Source organism: Lacimonas salitolerans, assembly GCF_042677865.1.
GTDB classification, from domain to species: Bacteria; Pseudomonadota; Alphaproteobacteria; order Rhodobacterales; family Rhodobacteraceae; genus Lutimaribacter; species Lutimaribacter salitolerans.
In genome coordinates, this window is record NZ_JBHUDD010000043.1 from 83,639 (window position 1) to 99,120 (window position 15,482).

General features: G+C 67.4%; 15 protein-coding genes. 5 read left to right on the top strand and 10 right to left on the bottom strand.

What is annotated here, in order from left to right; genetic code table 11:
- Nucleotides 1-104: 104 nt before the first annotated feature.
- The 4 genes from ACFTOW_RS06565 to ACFTOW_RS06580 form a co-directional block, all read right to left on the bottom strand.
- Nucleotides 105-2,249 (bottom strand): malate synthase G, encoded by a 2,145-nt coding sequence (locus ACFTOW_RS06565; RefSeq protein WP_379914261.1) that lies wholly within the window; start codon nt 2,247-2,249, stop codon nt 105-107.
- A 112-nt stretch (nt 2,250-2,361) separates the two neighbouring features.
- Nucleotides 2,362-2,526, bottom strand: a complete 165-nt coding sequence (locus ACFTOW_RS06570; RefSeq protein ID WP_379914262.1) for a DUF2256 domain-containing protein — start codon at nt 2,524-2,526, stop codon at nt 2,362-2,364.
- Nucleotides 2,527-2,531: 5 nt separating this feature from the next.
- Nucleotides 2,532-4,040, bottom strand: coding sequence for an FAD-binding domain-containing protein (locus ACFTOW_RS06575; RefSeq protein WP_379914263.1), 1,509 nt, complete (start codon nt 4,038-4,040; stop codon nt 2,532-2,534).
- Between the two features lie 39 nt (nt 4,041-4,079).
- Nucleotides 4,080-4,277, bottom strand: coding sequence for a hypothetical protein (locus tag ACFTOW_RS06580; protein ID WP_379914264.1), 198 nt, complete (start codon nt 4,275-4,277; stop codon nt 4,080-4,082).
- Between the two features lie 110 nt (nt 4,278-4,387).
- Here ACFTOW_RS06580 and pepN point away from each other — a divergent pair, with 110 nt between their 5' ends.
- The gene (gene pepN / locus ACFTOW_RS06585) at nt 4,388-6,937 is read left to right on the top strand and encodes an aminopeptidase N (protein ID WP_379914265.1); all 2,550 of its coding nucleotides are present in this window, start codon (nt 4,388-4,390) and stop codon (nt 6,935-6,937) included.
- Nucleotides 6,930-7,370 (top strand): hypothetical protein, encoded by a 441-nt coding sequence (locus ACFTOW_RS06590; protein WP_379914266.1) that lies wholly within the window; start codon nt 6,930-6,932, stop codon nt 7,368-7,370. The genes pepN and ACFTOW_RS06590 overlap by 8 nt, the downstream gene beginning before the upstream one ends.
- Nucleotides 7,371-7,479: 109 nt before the next feature.
- Here the strand turns inward: ACFTOW_RS06590 and ACFTOW_RS06595 are convergent, their stop codons facing one another.
- Nucleotides 7,480-8,004, bottom strand: a complete 525-nt coding sequence (locus tag ACFTOW_RS06595) for a peptidoglycan-binding domain-containing protein (protein WP_379914267.1) — start codon at nt 8,002-8,004, stop codon at nt 7,480-7,482.
- A gap of 47 nt (nt 8,005-8,051) precedes the next feature.
- Nucleotides 8,052-8,465 (bottom strand): OB-fold nucleic acid binding domain-containing protein, encoded by a 414-nt coding sequence (locus tag ACFTOW_RS06600; RefSeq protein ID WP_379914268.1) that lies wholly within the window; start codon nt 8,463-8,465, stop codon nt 8,052-8,054.
- Between the two features lie 128 nt (nt 8,466-8,593).
- On the opposite strand from ACFTOW_RS06600, the gene ACFTOW_RS06605 reads away from it, so the two are divergent.
- A complete protein-coding gene (locus tag ACFTOW_RS06605; protein WP_379914269.1) occupies nt 8,594-8,917 on the top strand; it encodes a 2Fe-2S iron-sulfur cluster-binding protein in 324 nt (107 codons plus the stop codon).
- Nucleotides 8,918-8,919: 2 nt separating this feature from the next.
- Nucleotides 8,920-9,627, top strand: coding sequence for an FG-GAP repeat domain-containing protein (locus tag ACFTOW_RS06610; RefSeq protein WP_379914271.1), 708 nt, complete (start codon nt 8,920-8,922; stop codon nt 9,625-9,627).
- On the opposite strand, the gene ACFTOW_RS06615 is transcribed toward ACFTOW_RS06610, so the two are convergent.
- The 3 genes from ACFTOW_RS06615 to purD form a co-directional block, all read right to left on the bottom strand.
- Nucleotides 9,628-9,840, bottom strand: a complete 213-nt coding sequence (locus ACFTOW_RS06615) for a hypothetical protein (protein WP_379914272.1) — start codon at nt 9,838-9,840, stop codon at nt 9,628-9,630.
- Complete coding sequence (locus ACFTOW_RS06620) at nt 9,840-10,178, bottom strand: hypothetical protein (protein ID WP_379914273.1); 339 nt, start codon at nt 10,176-10,178, stop codon at nt 9,840-9,842. The genes ACFTOW_RS06615 and ACFTOW_RS06620 overlap by 1 nt, the downstream gene beginning before the upstream one ends.
- A 113-nt stretch (nt 10,179-10,291) precedes the next feature.
- A complete protein-coding gene (gene purD / locus ACFTOW_RS06625) occupies nt 10,292-11,554 on the bottom strand; it encodes a phosphoribosylamine--glycine ligase (RefSeq protein ID WP_379914274.1) in 1,263 nt (420 codons plus the stop codon).
- A 71-nt stretch (nt 11,555-11,625) separates the two neighbouring features.
- On the opposite strand from purD, the gene xseA reads away from it, so the two are divergent.
- The gene (xseA, locus tag ACFTOW_RS06630) at nt 11,626-13,188 is read left to right on the top strand and encodes an exodeoxyribonuclease VII large subunit (RefSeq protein WP_379914275.1); all 1,563 of its coding nucleotides are present in this window, start codon (nt 11,626-11,628) and stop codon (nt 13,186-13,188) included.
- Between the two features lie 286 nt (nt 13,189-13,474).
- Here the strand turns inward: xseA and ACFTOW_RS06635 are convergent, their stop codons facing one another.
- Nucleotides 13,475-15,247 (bottom strand): bifunctional helix-turn-helix transcriptional regulator/alpha/beta hydrolase, encoded by a 1,773-nt coding sequence (locus ACFTOW_RS06635; RefSeq protein WP_379914276.1) that lies wholly within the window; start codon nt 15,245-15,247, stop codon nt 13,475-13,477.
- Between the last annotated feature and the right edge of the window lie 235 nt (nt 15,248-15,482).

Sequence of the window (15,482 nt, forward strand, 5' to 3'; positions counted from 1 at the left end):
CCTAGATATAGCGCAAGCGCGGTCAAGAAAACACCCCACGTGCCCAATCGCCCCGCACAGCCCCCCTGCGCGCCCTAAAAACGGGCAGTTGCGCGCCTCGCACGCTATCCCGCCGCCTTCAGCTCCAGCCGCCGACGATGCAGCACAGGCTCGGTATAGCCCGAAGGCTGCTCCCGGCCCTCGAACACCAGCGCGCAGGCGGCCTGAAAGGCGATGCCGTCGAACCCCGGTGCCATGGGGCGATAGGCCGGATCGTCCGTGTTCTGCCCATCGACCACGGCGGCCATCTTCTGCATCGCGCCCATCACCTGATCGCGGCTGACGACACCGTGATGCAGCCAGTTGGCGATATGCTGCGAGCTTATGCGACAGGTCGCGCGATCCTCCATCAGGCCCACATCGTTGATGTCAGGCACTTTCGAGCACCCCACCCCCTGATCGACCCAGCGCACCACATAGCCCAGGATGCCCTGCGCGTTGTTTTCCACCTCGCGCATCACCTGCGCCTCGGTCCATTTGCGGAAACTGGCGGTGGGGATGTCCAGCAGCATGTCCAGATGCGCGCGCCGCCCGCCCGCCTTCAACCCGTCCTGCACCCGGAACACATCGACCTGATGATAATGCAGCGCATGCAGCGTGGCGGCCGTGGGGCTGGGCACCCAGGCGCAGGTCGCCCCGGCCTTGGGATGCTCGATCTTCTGTTCCAGCATCTCGGCCATCGCGTCGGGCTTGGCCCACATGCCCTTGCCGATCTGCGCGCGCCCCTGCAGCCCGCATTCCAGCCCGATATCCACGTTCAGGTTCTCATAGGCACCGATCCAGGCCTTGCGCTTGATGAAATCCTTGCGGCTGAAGGGCCCGGCCTCCATGCTGGTGTGAATCTCGTCGCCGGTGCGATCCAGAAAGCCGGTGTTGATGAAGCACACGCGTGATTTCGCGGCGCGGATACATTCCTTGAGGTTGGCAGATGTCCGCCGCTCCTCATCCATGATCCCCAGCTTGACGGTGTTGCGCGGCAGGCCCAGCGCGTCCTCGACCCGGTCGAACGTCTCGGCGGCAAAGGCAACCTCGTCCGGCCCGTGCATCTTGGGCTTGACCACATAGACCGATCCGGTGACCGAATTGCCCCCCTCGCGCGCCAGATCGTGCATGGCGATCAGCGTGGTGATCATGCCATCCATCAGCCCCTCGAAAATCTCGGCCCCGTCGCGGGTCAGGATCGCGGGGTTGGTCATCAGATGGCCGACGTTGCGCACCAGCATCAGCGCGCGGCCTTTCAGGGTCATCGCCCCCTGCCCGTCGGGTGCCGTATAGCTGCGGTCGTCCGACAGCCGCCGCGTCACCTGCGCGCCGCCCTTGTCGAATGTCTCGGTCAGATCGCCGCGCATCAGGCCCAGCCAGTTGGCATAGGCCGCCACCTTGTCGGCAGCATCCACGCAGGCCACCGAATCCTCGCAATCCATGATCGCCGACAGCGCGCTTTCGATCTGCACATCGGCCAGCCCTGCCTGATCGCGGCTGCCGATGGGATGCGTGCGATCAAACACCAGTTCCACATGCAGGCCGTGATTGACCAGCAGCACCGCATCGGGCGCCTTGGGGTGGCCGCGATAGCCCACGAATTGCAAAGGGTCCGCCAGCGGCAGATCATCCACCAACAGCCGCCCCCGCTCGACATGATAGCGCCGGGCATCCGCGTGGCTGGTGCCGTCCACCGGAAACGCCTGATCCAGAAACACCCGCGCCCGCGCCACCACGCGCGCCCCGCGCCCCTTGTCATAGCCGCCCGAGGGCACCGGCGCGCCCATCACATCGGTGCCATAGAGGCAGTCATACAGGCTGCCCCAGCGCGCATTCGCCGCGTTCAGCGCAAACCGCGCATTGGTGATCGGCACCACCAGTTGCGGACCGGCCATGCGGGCAATCTCGGGGTCCACATTGTCGGTGTCGATCCGGAAATCCCCGCCCTCGGGCACAAGATATCCGATCTCGTCCAGAAACCGGCGATAGGCCTGCGCATCGTGCTGCTGGTCGGCCCGCTCGCGGTGCCACGCGTCGATCTGTGCCTGCAATTCCGCGCGGCGCTCCAGCAGGCGGGCGTTTTTCGGCCCCTGGACATGAGCAATCTCCGACAGCCCCGCCCAGAAGGCATCGGGCGCGACACCCGTGCCGGGCAAAGCCCGCGTTTCGATGAAGTCCACCAGTTCGCTGGCCACTTGCAGGCCGTGCTTATCGATGCGTGCGGTCATGCGCCCCTCCTGTCCGTTGGTTTCAGGATTAGGGCAGAAGTTTCCTATAGGCAACAGGATTGGTAAAGATGCTTTACCAATTTTTGCAAATCCCTTCGTGTGGGTTAAAGTTTCACCCCTGCTTTCGCGCATCCCCGACAGATCGCGGCCTTTCACGGCGGCAGCGATCCGAGCAGTAGCGCACCTCGTCCCAGACCTTGGCCCACTTCTTGCGCCACGCAAAAGGCCGTCCGCAGGTGGCACAGGTCTTTTCCGGCAGGTCCGATTTGCGGCGCATCCGGGTCACAGGTCGAACTTCAGCTGGCGATCCTCGGGGGTTTCGCGCACGGGATCGCGCACGAACCGGCCCGTTCCGTCCTTGCGGCTGGCATGCTTGTGCACGATCGCTTGCGCGGTCTTGCGGAACTGATCGCCCTTGCGCACCGCCCACACGGTCTCGCGCGCCTGTGCCGCTGCGCGTTTCACATCGACCAGCGGCTCGGGATAGACCTTGCCCAGCACCCGCCCCGCCTGCGGCCAGCGCCACGGCTCCTGCAGCCAGTCATTCGGCACCCCGGCCAGTTCGGGCACCCAGGCCCGGGTGAACACCCCGTCCGGGTCCTGATCCAGACCCTGCTTCACCGGGTTGTAGATGCGAACCGTGTTCATCCCCGTGGTGCCCGACTGCATCTGCACCTGGCTCCAGTGTATGCCCGGCTCGTAATCGGTGAACAACCGCGCAAGAATCGGCCCGGTCGCGCGCCAGTCCAGCCACAGATGATAGGACGCCACCGCCATCACCATGCTGCGCATCCGGAAATTCAGCCACCCGGTCGCGTTCAGATAGCGCATGCAGGCATCGACAAAGGGCAACCCGGTCTGCCCGTTGGCCCAGGCGTGGAGCTGCGCGGCATCAGGTTCGACCGGGCGCAGCCCCTCATAGGCCGGATGCAGGCAGCGCCATTCGATCGCCGGTTCATCCTCCAGCTTCTGCATGAAGTGATCGCGCCAGGCCAGCCGCGACTGGAACGATCGCATCGACCCCGGCCAGCTCTTCTGCCCCCGGACCTGCGCCGCACGCTCCACACCAGCCTGCGCCACTTCGCGCCCCGACAGGGTGCCAAAGGCCAGATGCGGCGACAGGCGCGAACACGCATCCGCGCCATAAAGCGGCGAGGACATGGCACTGCGATAGTCGCGCCCGCGCGCATGCAGGAACGTATCCAGCAGGCGCAGCCCCTCGACTCGCCCGCCCGGCTGCCGCTGCGGACAGGGATCATGCAGCCCCAGCGCCTTTGCGTCCGGCAACGGATCACTGATGACACCCTGCTGCACTAACCTCAGTCCCTGCACCGAAACCTGCGGCTGACGCACGAAGCCATCCCGCCGCGCGGCCCAGCCGTCGCGCCCGCGCAACCGCCGCACCACGCCCGATTGCGGCATCTCCTGCCACGCCACACCCTGCCCGCGCGCCCACGCTGCCACCGCCCGGTCTCGGGCATAGGTCCAGGCGTTGCCGGTTTCCTCGTGGCTGACCAGATGGCACACGCCGTGCCGCTGGCGCAGATCGTCCAGCACCTCGACGGCATCGCCCACGCGCACCACCAGCCGGCCATCCAGATCGGCATCCAGATCACTCAGGCTTTCGCGCAGGAACGCATACTGCCGCCCCGACGCATCGGGCTGCGCCCATAATTCAGGCTCGACAATATACAACGGGATCACCGGCCCCAGCGCCGCCGCGCGGGCAAGGGCCGGATGATCGTGCAGGCGCAGATCGCGCTTGAACCAACAGACCACCGCATCTTTCATGCGTTACGATCTAGCGGCGGCGCGCGCGACGGCAAAGGCTCAGTCAGCCGGGACTTCATCGCCCGTGCGACCGTCGATCCGCGTCTCGGGCGTCTCCGGCGCATTCCCGTTCACGATCACCCATCCGCCGAACAGGATCAGAAGCACCACGGCAAATGCCACCGCGCCCTTCATCCCCAGCAACGAGGGCTTGTGTTTCTTTTCCTGCTTTTCGACATCGGTGTTCGGTGCTGACATGGCAAACCTCAATTTCTGCTGTCCCGGCCCTGTCCGGCGGGCCATTGAAGCCCGCACCGCATCGTTCTACCCTCTGGACAAACCCGGATCATATGACTGGAGCGCCCACGATGAAAGACGCCTCTACCAACACCATATATCTTTGTGACTACACGCCACCAGCATACCTGGTCGAAAAGGTCGATCTGACCTTCCACCTGAGCCCGGAAAAAACACGCGTTATCAGTCGCATAGCATTCAAACCCAACCCTGCCTCACAATCGGGTGACTTCTTCCTGCATGGCGAGGACCTGACCCTGCTCCGCGCCAGCATCGACGGCCAGCCAGTCACGCCCGATGTCACCGATCAGGGCCTGACCTGCGCCGTGCCCGACGCCCCCTTCGTGTGGGAGGCCGAGGTTCACATCAATCCCGCCGCCAACACAGCACTCGAGGGGCTGTACATGTCGAACGGCATGTACTGCACCCAGTGCGAGGCCGAAGGCTTTCGCAAGATCACCTACTACCCCGACCGCCCCGACGTGATGGCCCCCTTCACCGTGCGCATCAACGGCCCGCATCCGGTGCTGCTGTCCAACGGCAACCCGGCGGGCGCGGGCGACGGCTGGGCCGAATGGCACGACCCCTGGCCCAAACCCGCCTATCTCTTCGCGCTGGTGGCGGGCGATCTGGTGGCCCATCCCGACACATTCACCACCCGCTCGGGCCGGCATGTCGATCTCAACATCTGGGTGCGCCCGGGCGACGAGGACAAATGCGCCTTTGGCATGGAGGCGTTGAAAGCCTCGATGACATGGGATGAACAGGTCTATGGCCGCGAATACGATCTGGACGTGTTCAACATCGTCGCCGTCGATGATTTCAACATGGGCGCGATGGAGAACAAGGGCCTGAACGTCTTCAACTCGTCCTGCGTGCTGGCCAGCCCCGAAACCAGCACCGACATGAATTTCGAACGGATCGAGGCGATCATCGCGCATGAGTATTTCCACAACTGGACCGGCAACCGCATCACTTGCCGCGACTGGTTCCAATTGTGCCTCAAGGAGGGGCTGACGGTCTTTCGTGACAGCCAGTTCACCGCCGACATGCGCAGCGCCCCGGTCAAGCGCATCAGCGACGTGATCGCCCTGCGCGGGCGCCAGTTCCGCGAGGACAACGGCCCGCTGGCCCATCCGGTGCGCCCCGCCAGCTTTGTCGAGATCAACAATTTCTACACCGCCACGATCTATGAAAAGGGCGCCGAGCTGATCGGGATGCTCAAACGCCTTGTAGGCGACGATGCTTACGACCGCGCGCTCGACCTCTATTTCGACCGCCACGATGGCGACGCCGCCACGATCGAGGATTGGCTGACGGTGTTTCAGGACGCCACCGGCCGCGACCTGACCCAGTTCAAGCGCTGGTACGAACAGGCCGGCACCCCGCGCCTTTCTGTCACCGAAGAGTTCGCCGACGGCACCTATACCCTGACGTTCGAACAGCACACCCCCGCCACCCCCGGCCAGCCCGACAAGGGCCCGCAGGTGATCCCCATCGCCGTGGGCCTGTTGAACCCAAACGGCGACGAGGTGGTGCCGACCACCGTGCTGGAGATGACCGAAGCGAAACAAGGCTTCACCTTCGACGGGCTGACCGCGCGGCCTATCCCGTCGATCCTGCGCGACTTTTCCGCCCCTGTGATCGTCCAGCGCGACACTACCAATGCCGAACGCGCTTTTCTGCTGGCGCATGACACCGACCCCTTCAAAAAGTGGGAGGCCGGGCGCGACCTGGCCCGCGACGTGCTGATCCGCATGGTGCGCGACGGGGCCGCCCCCGATGACGGCTATCTCTCGGCGATGCACGCCATGCTGCGCGACGACACCGCCGATCCGGCCTTCCGCGCGCTGGCCCTTGGGCTGCCGTCGCAGGACGACATCGCGCAGACGCTCTATGACACCGGCACCACCCCCGACCCGCAGGCGATCTGGGACGCCGGGCAAACCCTGCGGCAGGCGCTGGCCCAGCAGATGCAGGACACGCTGCCCCGGCTCTACGCCCAGCATCAGGTCACCGACCTCTACCGCCCCGATGCCGCGCAATCGGGCAACCGCGCACTGGCCAACGCCGCGCTGTCCCTGCTGACCCGTCTGGACGGAGGCGCACAGGCCCAGCGCCAGTATGACGCAGCCGACAACATGACCCAGCAGCTCGCCGCCTGGGGCTGCCTGTTGCAGGCCGGCAAGGGCGACCAGGCCACCGCCGCCTTCTACGACCAGTGGCGGCACGACCGGCTGGTGATCGACAAATGGTTCAGCCTTCAGGTGGTCCATGCCGACCCGTCGCAGGCCGTCGAAACCTGCGCGGCCCTCACCGATCACCCTGATTTCAATTGGAAGAACCCCAACCGCTTCCGCGCCACGCTGGGTGCGCTGGCGATGTCGCCCGCCGCCTTCCACCGCGCCGACGGGGCGGGCTATGCGTTGCTGGCCGACTGGCTGATCCGGCTCGATCCGCTCAATCCGCAGACCACCGCCCGCATGTGCAGCGCGTTCGAGACCTGGTCACGCCATGATACGACCCGGCAGGCCCACGCCCGCGCCGCGCTGAAACGCATCCTTGCCACTCAGGGCCTCAGCCGCGACACGACCGAGATGGTCGGCCGGATCCTTGGCTGACCCCACGCCCCTGACCCACCACAGCCGGGGCCGGTCGCGCCGCAATATGGGCGCGCTGGTGCTGATCTGGGCCGGGCTGGCGGGGCTGCTGGTGTTTCTCGACGCGGCCCCCTGGATCGTGGCCAGCCTTGCCCTCTTCACCCTGCCGCTGGCGTATGAGGTCTGGCGCAACCCGCAGTGCCGCCTGACCCTCGATGCCACCGCGCTGGACTGGCAGGGCATCCTGGGGGCCGACCGCGTGCCGCTGGTGCGCATCGACAAGGTCCGCTTCGACCGCCGCCTCGACATGTCGATGCGCGTCACGCTGGTGCTGACCGACGGGCGCAAGCTGCGCCTGCCGCATGACGTGCTGCCCCCGCCCGAGCGGCTGGAAACCGCGCTGCAGGCCTATGGCGTGAAAACCGAAAGACACCCGTTCTCGCTTATCGGCTGATCCGCTTCATCTTGCCAGGTAAACTCTGGGGTGAATGCGGCGCAGCCGCAGAGGGGCAACGCCCCTGCCTCTCTTGATCAAACCTGCGCGCCGCAGGCGCTCCGCAAGGTCACGCCGGATCAGGGGCGCGCGCCATCGCCACCAGCCCCAGCCTGCGCGCCGCCTCCAGCGACAGGATGCCCGAGTCCACCCCGTCCGGCGATTGATAGCGGCGGATGGCGGCGCGGGTGGCGCGGTCCATCTCGCCGCTCTCGGCGCCGCGGTACAGGTCCCGCGCCGCAAGCGCGCGTTGCAGGCTGGCCACGAACTCGGGCGTCAGCACCTCCGGGCAGGGTGTCTCGAACCATGTCTCGCGGCGTTCGCGCACGATCTGCTGGCGCGTCTCGGTGCGATAGACCGCTGGCGACACGACCGCGCCATCGGCCCCGGTCTCGGCCGGCTGCACGATCACCTGTTCGGTCACCGTCTCGATCAGCGCGGGCGTTTCGGTCTTGCCCCAGCAGGTGCCGGGCGGCGCCCCCGGCGGCGCCGGCTGGAACAGCCGTGTGGCCGGGGGCTCGGCCTGCGTGCTCTGGCACGCCGACAAGACGGCCAGCGCGATCAGCGCGGCGACGAAACGGGGGGATATCTGCATCTGCCTTGCGCCTCTTGCCGACCTCTGACGGGCCTGTCCGCCGCAGGTTACCCGGTTTTCTCCGGCAGATAAAGCGCACCCTCGGGCTCGCTGTCCAGCAGCCGGTCCAGCATGTCCGAGATATCCTCGATCCCCTCGGCGATCACATGGGTCACCCCGGCCTCGCGCTGCACCCGTCCGGTCACGCGCAGCAGCCGCCCCGCGATCACCGCCCGGCGGAACCGTTCATAGATCTTGCGCCAGACGATCACGTTCACCGTCCCGGTCTCGTCTTCCAGCGTCAGAAAGATCACCCCCTTGGCGGTGCCCGGGCGCTGGCGCAGGATCACCAGCCCCGCCACCGTCACCCGCGCGCCGCCCGGTGGACGGTCCAGATGCGCCGCCACCAGCGCCGCGGGCGGGCGTGCCCAGCCCGGCGGCCCGGGCCTGTTCATCTCGTGCATCCGGGTCAAGCGCGTCATGAGAACAAATATAGAACATATGCCGATTCCCGCAACCCCGCGACACCATATGCGAAAATTGCGCTGGCACGGCCCCCGGTGCTTGGCTAGGAAAGACCCCGAAACCGTCCAAGGGGAGAGCATAGCACATGGCCAAGATCACCTATATCGAGCACAACGGAACCGAGCACGTCGTCGACGTCGCCAACGGCATGACCGTCATGGAAGGCGCGCGCGACAACAACATTCCGGGCATCGAGGCCGATTGCGGCGGGGCCTGCGCCTGTTCCACCTGCCACGTCTATGTCGATGCGGCCTGGGTCGAGAAACTGCCCGCCAAGGACGACATGGAAGAGGACATGCTGGATTTCGCCTACCAGCCCGATCCCGGCCGCTCGCGCCTGACCTGCCAGTTGAAGGTCAGCGATGCGCTGGACGGTCTGGTGGTGCACATGCCCGAAAAGCAGATCTGACCATGACGCGCGGCGGGCAGATCCTGTGCCGCGCCGCGCTGCTGCTCTGGGCCGGTGCGGCGACGGCCCAGACGATCACACAGGCCGAATACACCGATCCCACCACCCGCTATGCCCACGGCGTCTTAGGGGACGCGGTGGAATGGGGCGCCCTGCGCCTGACACTGTCGGACGGGCGGCACCTGGTGATGACCCTGCCCGACACCTTGGTGTTCGAGGATACCAGCCCAAGGCTGGCCGATCTGGACGGCGACGGCAGGCCCGAGGTCGTGGTGGTCGAATCCAGCCTGACCGCAGGTGCGCGGCTGGCCGTCTATGGCCCCGCAGGCCGGATCGCCGCGACGCCCCATATCGGCACGCGCAACCGCTGGCTGGCCCCGGTGGGCGTCGCCGATCTGGATGGCGATGGCCGGGTCGAACTGGCCTATGTCGACCGCCCCCATCTGGCCAATCGGCTGCGGGTCTGGCGCTATGACGCGGGCACGCTGACCCATCTGGCCGATGCCGACGGGCTGACCAACCACAAGATCGGCTGGGATTTCATCCCCGGGGGCATCCGCGACTGCGGCACCGGCCCGCAGATGATCACCGCCGATGCGGGCTGGCAACAGGTGATGGCCACGCAGTTCGACGGCACGCGCCTGATCTCGCAGCCGATCGCGCCCTATACCGCCCCGCGCGATCTGGATGCCGCGCTGAGCTGTCCCTGATCACTCGCGCCGCGCCGCCGCGGTCAGGATGCCCGGCAGCGCCGCCGCGCTGATCGCGGGCCAGCGCCGGTGCTGCCCGCGCCGCAGCAGCAGCCATGCCACCGCCGCCATCGCCAGCCCCACAAAGGCCAGCGCCGTGACCCCCGCCAGCAGCACCACCGCCACCGAAATCGCCACCGCAGCCGCCACCGCGCCCAGCGTCACGGCCATCATCACCCGCCCCGGCACGCCCGATCGCGATACTGGATGCGAAACCCCGGGGTCAGCTCGGCCAGGCGCTCGGCCACGGCGGCGCTCAGCGCGCGATGCTCTGCCAGATCACAGGACTGCACCATCCGGCTGCGTGGCACCGTCACGCCCACCTCGCGCCAGCCATCCGGGCCACGCAGCTGCAAGGCATAGCGCAGTCCCGTCCAGCCCCGGATTTCGGCATAGACCGCCTCGGATACCTGGGCCAGATCGACCTGCCAGACCGCGCCGCCCTGTCCGCGCCCCGACAGGGTCGTGCCCGTCAGGCGGGCATCCGCACAGCAGATCGTGTCTTGCGGCATCACGGCATCCCGATCCCGGTTTGCCGGCAAGTCTAGCAATCAAAACCCGCACTGCCAAAAGGAACGCCCGAAAAGCGAGCAACCCGCCCCTTCACTCCCGCTAAACGCGAACGCTACAGCGCGCGCCAGCCGATATCGCGGCGGCAAAAGCCCTCGGGCCAGTCGATCGCATCGACCATCCCATAGGCGCGCTCTGCCGCCTCGGCCAGGGTCCCGCCACGCGCGGTGACGTTCAGAACCCGCCCGCCATTGGCCAGGATCTGCCCGTCCTGCGCCGACGTGCCCGCATGGAACACGATGGCATTGCTGGCCTGCGGCAGCGCCTCAAGCCCGCGGATCACGCTGCCCTTTTGATAGTCGCCCGGATAGCCATCCGCGGCCATCACCACGGTCAGCGCGTGATCCTTGGCCCAGTTCACCCGGCACCCGGCCAGCCGCCCCTCGGCTGCGGCCTGCATCAGGTCCATCGCCTGCGCGCCCAGCCGCATCATCAGCACCTGCGCCTCGGGGTCGCCAAAGCGCGCGTTGTACTCCACAAGGCGCGGCTCGCCGTCCTTGATCATCAGCCCGGCATACAGCACCCCGGTATAGGGCGTGCCGCGCCGCGCCATTTCGGCCATCGTGGGTTTGATGATCTGGTCCAGCGCCTTTTGCGCAATCGCGTCCGTCAGCACCGGCGCGGGCGAATAGGCGCCCATGCCGCCGGTGTTTGGCCCGGTGTCGCCCTCGCCCACGCGCTTGTGATCCTGTGCGGTGCCGATGGGCAGCACGGTTTCCCCGTCGCACAGCACGAAGAACGAGGCCTCTTCGCCGTCCATGAACTCTTCGATCACCACCTCGGCCCCGGCGTCGCCGAATTCGCCGCCGAACATGTCATCGACCGCCGCCAGCGCCTGATCCACGGTTTCGGCCACCACAACGCCCTTGCCTGCGGCCAGCCCGTCGGCCTTGACCACGATGGGCGCGCCTTGGGCCTCGATGTAATCCCGCGCGGCCTGTGCATCGGTGAAATGCGCATATCCGGCGGTGGGCGCGCCCGCCGCGTCGCAGACCGCCTTGGTGAAGGCCTTGGAGGCTTCAAGCTGCGCCGCCGCCGCCGAAGGGCCAAAGACCAGCATCCCCGCATCGCGCAGCCGGTCGGCCACGCCTGCGGCCAAAGGTGCCTCGGGGCCGATGATGATGAAATCCATCGCCTCGGCTTCGCAGAAGGCGGCCACCTCACCGCCATCCAGAATGTCCAGATCGGCGCATTCGGCCATCTGCGCGATGCCCGCATTGCCCGGGGCCACCACCAGACGGTCGCATTTGGGGTTCTGCAACACCGCCCAGGCCAGCGCATGTTCGCGCCCGCCGCCGCCGAGGATCAGGATATTCATGGCGCTCTCCGTCTTGGCCTTGCCTGCGCGGCGTTCTAGGGTGTGCGCAAGCCATAGGCAAGCGAGGCGCAATGTCCGACCTGATCGACGACCCCCTTCCAGGCATGAACGAGCCCGAATACACCGTGTCCGAAATCTCGGGCGCGGTGAAACGCGTGATCGAGGGCGAGTTCTCCCACATCCGCGTGCGCGGCGAACTGGGCCGGATCAGCCGCCCGCGCTCGGGCCACATCTATCTGGATCTCAAGGATGACCGTGCGGTGATGTCCGGCGTGATCTGGAAAGGTGTCGCCAGCCGCCTGTCGGTCCAGCCCGAAGAGGGCATGGAAGTCATCGCCACCGGTCGCCTGACCACCTTTCCGGGGCAGTCCAAGTATCAGATCGTGATCGAAGATATCAAACCCGCCGGCATGGGCGCACTGATGGCCATGTTGGAGAAACGCAAGAAGGCGCTCGAGGCCGAAGGGCTGTTCGATCCTGCGCGCAAGCGGCCCCTGCCCTATCTGCCCGATGTGATCGGCGTGGTCACCTCGCCCAGCGGCGCGGTGATCCGCGACATCCTGCACCGCCTGCGCGAACGCTTCCCGCGCAAGGTGCTGATCTGGCCGGTTGCCGTGCAGGGCCAGAACTGCGCCCCCGAGGTGGCCCGCGCCATCGCCGGGTTCAACGCGCTGACGCCCGGCGGCGCGCTGCCCCGTCCCGACCTGATCATCGTCGCGCGCGGTGGCGGCAGCATCGAGGATCTGTGGGGCTTCAACGAGGAAATCGTGGCCCGCGCCGCCGCCGCATCCGAGATTCCGCTGATCTCGGCCGTGGGGCATGAAACCGACACCACGCTGATCGACTATGTCTCGGACAAGCGCGCGCCCACACCCACGGCGGCCGCGGAACTGGCCGTGCCCGTGCGGCTGGAGCTGCTGGCCTGGACCGATGGGCAGGGCGCACGCCTGTCGCGCGCGCTGTCGCAGGCCATCGGCCTGCGCGGCCAGCGCCTGCGCGATCTGTCGCGCGCCCTGCCCCGGCCCGACAGCCTGCTGGACGGCCCGCGCCAGCGCTATGACCGCGCCGCCGACCGCCTGCCGCTGGCCCTGACCGGCATGGTGCAGCGCCGCCGCGTGGCCCTGTCCGAGGCATCGGGCAGCCTGCGCCCGTCGATCCTGTCACGCGCACTGGCCGAACAGCAGCGCCGCCTTGCCGGCAGCGCGCCGCGCCTTGCCGCCGGGCTGACGGCCGCAGTGGAGCGCAAGCGCGAATCGCTGGGACGGCGCACCGACCGGCTCAGCCTTGCGCCGATCCGTCGCAACCTGACCCAGTCGCAGGACCGGCTGACCGACCTGTCGCGCCGCCTGTCCAAGGCCGGGCAGACCCAGACGCAGACATGGCGCAAACAGATCGACGCGCTGGACCGGCTGCGCGAAACGCTGGGCTACAAGGCGACGCTGGCGCGCGGCTATGCTGTGGTGCGCGGCGATGGCGAGGTGGTGACCACCGCCAAGGCCGCAAACGCGGCACAGGTGCTGGAAATCGAGTTCGCCGATGGCCGGATTACCCCGGGTGGGGGACCAGGTGGTGCGGCAAAACCCGCCAAATCCGCCCCCAAGCCCAAACCGCCCGAACAAGGCAGCCTGTTCTGAGCGCAACGCCCTGCACAAACGAATAGACCCCCGGCGGGCTGCGCAGCTTACCGAGGGTCGATCTGGTAGGTCCCGAAAGACCTTAATGCGACGTGCCACCGCCAAACCCCATATCCCAAGGCCGTTTTGGCGACCCAAGGCGCGGTGCGGCAAAAGCCAAAATCTACGCAGTCCGGTGCAGTAAATCCCTGCAAGGACGCGGAAACAGGATTGTTACCCCCCGGTTCCTGTCACAGCCTAGAATCGCGCGGCGCGGCGCGCATCCCCAATATGGGTTAACGCGCCATTAACACGGCTGGAGAAACGGGCGCAGCAGCGCCAGAACCTCGGGCCACTTGGCAAACAGCACCAGTTGCCCGGCATCCTCGTGAATGTGGAAATTGATCCAGGGGTAATCCTGACGGAACTCGGCCAGCGTCTCGGGCGGCGACTGCACGTCCTGCGCGCCGTTGACCATATGCACCGGGATGGCATGGGTCTGCGTGGCCCGCACCGCCCGGGTCCAGTCCACACGCGCCTGCTCCAGCACGTTGCGCGACATGGCATCATGGGCGGTGTGCGTGTCGTTCAGCGCCACGTGACTGCCCGTCACCATCGCCTCCAGGAAATCGGGCTCGGACAACAGCGCCACATCCGCCTCGGCCTCGCCCAGCACCGCATGCAGAAACGCGCGCCGCCCGCCCTTGCGGGCAAGGTGAAACTCCGCCTTGATCATGAACGGCAACAGCTTGGGCGTATAGCGCGCCCCGCCCATGATCATCCGGTGCCACTTGTTCATGCGCGCGATCTGCTCGGGGCGGGTCAGCGGCAGGAACGCCCCGCAGGGGATAAGCGCGCGCACCCGCTCGGGGCAGTCATGCACCAGCCAAAAGGCAAACTGCGCATCGCCCTCGTGGCTGATCACCGGGGCGCTCTCCACCCCCAGATGATCCATCAGCGCCACGATATCGCGCACCACCTGCCCGGCATAGGTGCCAGAGCGCGGGGCCGGGTCCGACCCGCCATAGCCCGCGCGCACCGGCACGATCAGGGCAATCTGCCCGTCGCGCAGCGCGCGCTCCGCCTGCGCGGGCCAGCGCGCCAACCCATAGGCCGAATGCAGATAGACCGCAGGCCGCCCCGCCGGATCGCCCAGCACCATGTACTCCAGCCGCCGCCCGTCCGCGGCCACGAACCGCTGGAACGGCACGCTGGCCAGCCGCCCCTCCTGCGCCGGATCACCGCCCACCACGGCCTCGCGATCCGCCGCAACCCCCGCCATATCCATCATCGACAGCACCAGCCGCACCAGCTCGACCTGCCCGCGCGTCTCGGTCTTGGCCATGATCGCCTTGACCTGCGCCCGGATCGTCTCGATCGAGCGGCCCCGCGTTTCGGCGATCTCCTTGACGCTGGCGCAGTCGATCAGCAGACGCACCACCTCGGTCTCGGCCATGCTCAGCCCGAACGCCTCGGACAGCATCCGCCCGAACCCATCGGGCCAGTGCAGATGCGCGGTGACCGCCACCACCATCGGCGCGCCGGCCACCATACGGCGGCGCATGTGGAACACGATGAACCGCCCCGCATCCGCCGCCCGCACCCGGAACACCGAGGCCGCGCTGTCGGCATCCTCCAGCATCCGCGCCACCCGCCGCGACAGCGCTGCACGGTCCTGCGCATCGATCCGGGCCTCGGCCAGCGACGCCCCGGTCCGCAGCCCCAGCGCGCCCGCAGCGGCCGGGTTCAGCCCCGCCACCCGCAGATCCCGGTCGATCACCAGCGCCGCCACGCTGTCGAGCTGGTCCAGCAGCAGCGTCACCTCGTCGCCCTGCGGCACCCGTGCAACCTGATCCAGCACGGTACCCGCCCGGTCGAAATGCCCAAAGATCGCCGGATCATCCATCAACGGCGCCCGCGCCAGCCCCACATCCGCCCCCGACATCACCAGGTCGTTCCAGCGATCCACCAGATGCTCGTAGGACAACGGGTCAAGCGCCACGTCATAAACGCGCCCGATCAGGTCATCCATATCGCCCGAGGGCGCGGCCACTGCCTCTGCCTTGTCGTGATCTCTCATCGCTCCCCCACGCGCGGTGACGCAAGGTAACCCATCCCCGTGATGCCGCCAAGAGGATGCAGGTCAGGAGCGCAGCGCGACGCGCGTTTTCGGGTGCGCTCGGGACGCAAGGCGCCGGAAATCCCGACAGGCCGACGCGCCGCAGACCTCCTGCTCGCACCATGCGACGTGTCGTGCAGCGATGGCCGGGGGCGAACAGGCCCGTGGTGGGTTGGCACCCACCCTACGCGGCAGC

Excerpts from the sequence above, each read along its gene's own strand:
- ACFTOW_RS06565 (WP_379914261.1), bottom strand. The coding sequence starts at position 2,249 with ATGACCGCACGCATCGATAAGCACGGCCTGCAAGTGGCCAGCGAACTG.
- ACFTOW_RS06570 (WP_379914262.1), bottom strand. The coding sequence starts at position 2,526 with ATGCGCCGCAAATCGGACCTGCCGGAAAAGACCTGTGCCACCTGCGGA.
- ACFTOW_RS06575 (WP_379914263.1), bottom strand. The coding sequence starts at position 4,040 with ATGAAAGATGCGGTGGTCTGTTGGTTCAAGCGCGATCTGCGCCTGCAC.
- ACFTOW_RS06580 (WP_379914264.1), bottom strand. The coding sequence starts at position 4,277 with ATGTCAGCACCGAACACCGATGTCGAAAAGCAGGAAAAGAAACACAAG.
- pepN (WP_379914265.1), top strand. The coding sequence starts at position 4,388 with ATGAAAGACGCCTCTACCAACACCATATATCTTTGTGACTACACGCCA.
- ACFTOW_RS06595 (WP_379914267.1), bottom strand. The coding sequence starts at position 8,004 with ATGCAGATATCCCCCCGTTTCGTCGCCGCGCTGATCGCGCTGGCCGTC.
- ACFTOW_RS06600 (WP_379914268.1), bottom strand. The coding sequence starts at position 8,465 with ATGACGCGCTTGACCCGGATGCACGAGATGAACAGGCCCGGGCCGCCG.
- ACFTOW_RS06605 (WP_379914269.1), top strand. The coding sequence starts at position 8,594 with ATGGCCAAGATCACCTATATCGAGCACAACGGAACCGAGCACGTCGTC.
- ACFTOW_RS06610 (WP_379914271.1), top strand. The coding sequence starts at position 8,920 with ATGACGCGCGGCGGGCAGATCCTGTGCCGCGCCGCGCTGCTGCTCTGG.
- ACFTOW_RS06615 (WP_379914272.1), bottom strand. The coding sequence starts at position 9,840 with ATGATGGCCGTGACGCTGGGCGCGGTGGCGGCTGCGGTGGCGATTTCG.
- ACFTOW_RS06620 (WP_379914273.1), bottom strand. The coding sequence starts at position 10,178 with ATGCCGCAAGACACGATCTGCTGTGCGGATGCCCGCCTGACGGGCACG.
- purD (WP_379914274.1), bottom strand. The coding sequence starts at position 11,554 with ATGAATATCCTGATCCTCGGCGGCGGCGGGCGCGAACATGCGCTGGCC.
- xseA (WP_379914275.1), top strand. The coding sequence starts at position 11,626 with ATGTCCGACCTGATCGACGACCCCCTTCCAGGCATGAACGAGCCCGAA.
- ACFTOW_RS06635 (WP_379914276.1), bottom strand. The coding sequence starts at position 15,247 with ATGAGAGATCACGACAAGGCAGAGGCAGTGGCCGCGCCCTCGGGCGAT.